Raw genomic sequence first — 2,404 nt, forward strand, 5'->3', positions numbered from 1 at the left:
ACCATACTCAACACCCCAAAACCCCAAAACCCCAAAACCATAAAATCTCCATACCTAACACCTTACTAACTGATCACTGATAACTGATCACTGATTCGGTTATCCCTATTCGGGGTTTGTCTATCCCTGAGGGAGAAACTGGTTATCCTAGTAAATAAAGGGTTGCTTCGGTGTTCTTATGATTGACAAAATTTTAACTAAAGTTCGATCGCTTGCCAAGCCGTTATTAGTTCTAGGATTAGTGACAACGCTGATTTTAGGTTCTATTCCCAGTGCTTTAGCGGCATCGGGGGGTAGAATGGGTGGCGGTAGTTTTCGCGCCCCTAGTCGCAGTATTAGCCCTTCTAGGGGTGGTGGTTACAGTTCCCCCGGTTACGGTGGAGGTATTGGTTTTCCCTTCCTCTTACCCTTCTTTTGGGGTGGTGGTGGCGGTGGCTTAATTTCTCTGTTAATCTTTTTTGCTATCGCCAATTTCCTCGTTAATGCTTTCCGTAATGGTGGAGGCAGTGATGAGAATGGTATGACGATAGAATCCGGTTATGAAACCGTCTCCGTGGCTAAAGTACAGGTGGGTTTGTTGGCTAATGCCCGTTATCTGCAACAAGAATTAAATCAAATCGCCCTAACTGTGGATACTAGCACCTCCGAGGGACGCATCGAAGTCTTACAAGAATCGGCCCTCGCCCTGTTACGTCATCCGGAATACTGGGTTTATGGTAACGTCGATTGCCAACAAACCAGCCTCAGCAGTGCAGAAGCCAAGTTTAATCAGTGGTCTCTCAACGAACGCGGTAAACTAACGGCGGAAACCTTAACTAATTACAATAATCAACTGCGTCAAGGTTCTCAAGAAAATATTTTACCCGAATCGGCTGAGGAATTAGCTAAAAGCGCACCGGAAGGCTATATTTTGGTGACTATTTTAGCTGGCATCGTCGGTAAATTTTCCCTAGCCAAAATCAATGATTCCCAAGACTTGAAACAGGCCCTACAACAAATTGGTAGTATGGGAGGCGATCGACTTTTGGCAGTAGAAGTGATTTGGACTCCTCAAAGCGAGGGTGATATTCTCAGTCAAGACGACATTCTCGCCAATTATCCCGATCTGAAATTGGTGTAATTTGTCGGGGTATAACCCTAGATAGGGTTTGCTGAAAAATTTTTTCGTGGGGGTAGGGTGTGGCCCCCCTTGCCCCCCCGACATCGGGGGGGCAAGGGGGGGTAAGATACCTGCCAAGAATAAAGAAAAATGGTATTACCCAACAAGGTTTTTAGATTTATTCAGCCAGCCCTAGATATTGCCCAAAATCTCCCTGTAAAAGGGAGATTTTTTGATTATTAAGGATATTGCCGCCGTTAACAATATAATTCCTGAATCCACTGCCATTCTTGGGCTAATCCTTCGGCTAAAGAAACTTGGGGATTATAACCTAGAATAGTACGGGCTTTGGTGACATCGGCGGCGGTGTGACGGGCATCTCCCCGGGCGAGTCCTTGATGCGATCGCTCGATCGGTTTACCGATGACTTTTTCCATAGTATCCAAGACATCCAACAAAACCACGCGACTACCACCACCAATATTAAACACCTCCCCCACCGCTTCCGGTACGACGGCAGCGGCTAAATTAGCGGCTACAGCATCGCTAATAAAGGTAAAATCGCGGGTTTGTTTGCCATCCCCGTAGATGCCGATGGCTTTATCTGCGATCGCTGATTGAAAAAACTTATGAAAAGCCATATCGGGACGTTGCCGCGGTCCATAAACGGTGAAATAACGCAAGGCAGTGACGGGAACGTGAAAATTCTGGTGATATAGCCAACAGAGTCTTTCTGCCGCTAATTTGGTGATGCCGTAGGGTGAAACTGGTTGGGGACAAAGGGTTTCGGGAGTCGGCATCGTTTCCGCATTGCCATACACCGAGGAAGTGGAAGCAAAAACCATCCGTTGTAAAGACGGGGTTTCCTTAGCGGCCTCAAGAATAATTTGAGTAGCATTTATATTCCTTTCGGTATATTGACGAAATCCATCACCCCAGCTTGCTCTGACTCCTGCTTGGGCTGCCTGATGGAATAATACTTCTACTCCTTGCAACAGTTGTCGCCAGTCGAGGGCTTGTATATCCGCTTCGATTAACTTAAATTCGGGATATTTGGCTAGAATATGGGCATTTTTGCGCTTTAAACTGGGGTCGTAATAATCGTTAAATTGATCGATACCGATCACCTGATCTCCTTGTTCTAAAAGCTTTTCTGCCAAGTTAGAACCGATAAAACCCGCGACACCAGTAACAATATGAGTAGCCATTTAATCCTAGTCGTTGATATTTTGTATCGATTGTAAGCTAAGCCGCATTTAAGTAGGGTTTGCGGCAAAAAGTTTTTCGGTGTGGGCAAGGTGTGAC

Annotated in this window: 2 protein-coding genes; one reads left to right on the forward strand and one right to left on the reverse strand. The window is 45.8% G+C overall.

The window, feature by feature from the left end; all coding sequences use genetic code 11:
* Positions 1-178 precede the first annotated feature (178 nt).
* Positions 179-1,120, forward strand: a complete 942-nt coding sequence (locus tag IQ242_RS22545; protein WP_193961481.1) for a DUF1517 domain-containing protein — start codon at positions 179-181, stop codon at positions 1,118-1,120.
* A 236-nt stretch (positions 1,121-1,356) separates the two neighbouring features.
* On the opposite strand, the gene IQ242_RS22550 is transcribed toward IQ242_RS22545, so the two are convergent.
* A complete protein-coding gene (locus tag IQ242_RS22550; protein ID WP_193961482.1) occupies positions 1,357-2,307 on the reverse strand; it encodes an NAD-dependent epimerase/dehydratase family protein in 951 nt (316 codons plus the stop codon).
* Between the last annotated feature and the right edge of the window lie 97 nt (positions 2,308-2,404).

The sequence above is a fragment of the Microcystis sp. LEGE 08355 genome, from assembly GCF_015207185.1.
In the GTDB taxonomy this organism is placed as follows: domain Bacteria; phylum Cyanobacteriota; class Cyanobacteriia; order Cyanobacteriales; family Microcystaceae; genus Microcystis; species Microcystis panniformis.

Excerpts from the sequence above, each read along its gene's own strand:
- IQ242_RS22545 (WP_193961481.1), top strand. The coding sequence starts at position 179 with ATGATTGACAAAATTTTAACTAAAGTTCGATCGCTTGCCAAGCCGTTA.
- IQ242_RS22550 (WP_193961482.1), bottom strand. The coding sequence starts at position 2,307 with ATGGCTACTCATATTGTTACTGGTGTCGCGGGTTTTATCGGTTCTAAC.